At 76.0% G+C, this 1370-nt stretch carries 2 protein-coding genes and 1 pseudogene; 2 read left to right on the top strand and 1 reads right to left on the bottom strand.

The window, feature by feature from the left end:
* A partial coding sequence (locus GTR02_RS21710) for a C40 family peptidase (protein WP_166609540.1) occupies window positions 1-447 on the top strand: 447 nt, incomplete at its 5' end.
* A gap of 33 nt (window positions 448-480) precedes the next feature.
* Here the strand turns inward: GTR02_RS21710 and GTR02_RS21715 are convergent.
* Complete coding sequence (locus GTR02_RS21715; RefSeq protein ID WP_166609541.1) at window positions 481-987, bottom strand: inorganic diphosphatase; 507 nt, start codon at window positions 985-987, stop codon at window positions 481-483.
* A gap of 176 nt (window positions 988-1163) precedes the next feature.
* On the opposite strand from GTR02_RS21715, the pseudogene GTR02_RS21720 reads away from it, so the two are divergent.
* Window positions 1164-1370, top strand: a pseudogene (locus tag GTR02_RS21720) (hypothetical protein); the annotation flags it as partial.

Here is a 1370-nt window from a genome sequence, read left to right on the forward strand (position 1 = left end):
GCGACGGCCCGCGCGCGCCCCGCGGGGGCCCGCAGCCCGACGCCGCCACCGCCCGCCCCGCGGGCCGAGGGACCGAGCGCGGGGGCCGGCGCGGCCGTCGCCTGGGCGCTCGGCCAGCTGGGCAAGCCCTACCTGTGGGCCGCCGACGGCCCGGACTCCTTCGACTGCTCGGGGCTGACGCTGCGCGCCTGGGCGGCCGCGGGGGTCGCGCTGCCGCACTCCTCGCGGCTGCAGTACGCGGGCCAGGCGAAGGTGGCGCTGGCCGACCTGCAGGCCGGCGACCTGGTCTTCTACGCCACCGACCCGGCCGACCCGGCGACCGTCCACCACGTCGGGATGGCGCTCGGCGACGGCCGGATGGTCGAGGCCCCGCACACGGGCGCGGTCGTGCGCAGGGCCTCGATCTACCGGGCGGGGCTGCTGCCGCTCGGGACGCGTCCGCGCTGACGCCACCCCGGCACGGCACCCCTCAGCCGGAGCTCAGTGGCCCGCGCCGGCCTCGTAGGACGTGCCCTTGGCGCGCTCGTAGGAGGCCGCGATCTCCGCCTCGGCCGCTTCGCGGCCCGCCCAGTTGGCGCCCTCGACGGACTTGCCCGGCTCGAGGTCCTTGTAGGTCTCGAAGAAGTGCTGGATCTCCAGGCGGTCGAACTCGCTGACGTCGTCGAGGTCCTGGATCTTCGTCCAGCGCGGGTCGCCCGACGGCACGGCGAGGATCTTGTCGTCGCCGCCGGCCTCGTCGCGCATGTGGAACATGCCGATGGGGCGGCAGGAGATCAGGCAGCCGGGGAACGTCGGCTCCTCGAGGATCACGAGGACGTCCAGCGGGTCGCCGTCCTCGCCCAGCGTGCCCTCGATGAACCCGTAGTCGTGCGGGTAGCGCGTGGAGGTGAACAGCATCCGGTCGAGCCGGATCCGCCCGCTGGCGTGGTCGACCTCGTACTTGTTGCGCTGACCCTTGGGGATCTCGATGGTCGCGTCGAACTCGATGGGCGTGGTCACGCTGCTCCTCTCGCGGGCCTGTCGCGGCCCCGTGTCTGCCGCCCGTGTCCGGGCCTGCCCCGTGTCGGGGCCGCCCGGTCGGCGCGTCGCCGGCCGGGCGTGCGCGCTAGTGTCGCGCAGCCCGGGCAGGCCGGGTGCACGCCCGTCCCCGAGGGAGCCCCCGCGTGCGCCGAGCCGTCGCCGCGATCACCGGTTCGGCCGTGTGCGTCCTGCTCCTCGCGGGCTACGGCGCCCTCGACGTCACCGACGCGGTCCCGGGCCCGCTGACGACGACGCCACCGCCCACCGCGAGCCCCCTGCTCGCCGACCCGGCCCTCGGCCCCGGCGTCTCGGCTTCCGTCGTCGACGCGGTCACGGGCGCCGTCCTGTAC

Source organism: Kineococcus siccus, assembly GCF_009906795.1.
Classification (GTDB): Bacteria; Actinomycetota; Actinomycetes; order Actinomycetales; family Kineococcaceae; genus Kineococcus; species Kineococcus siccus.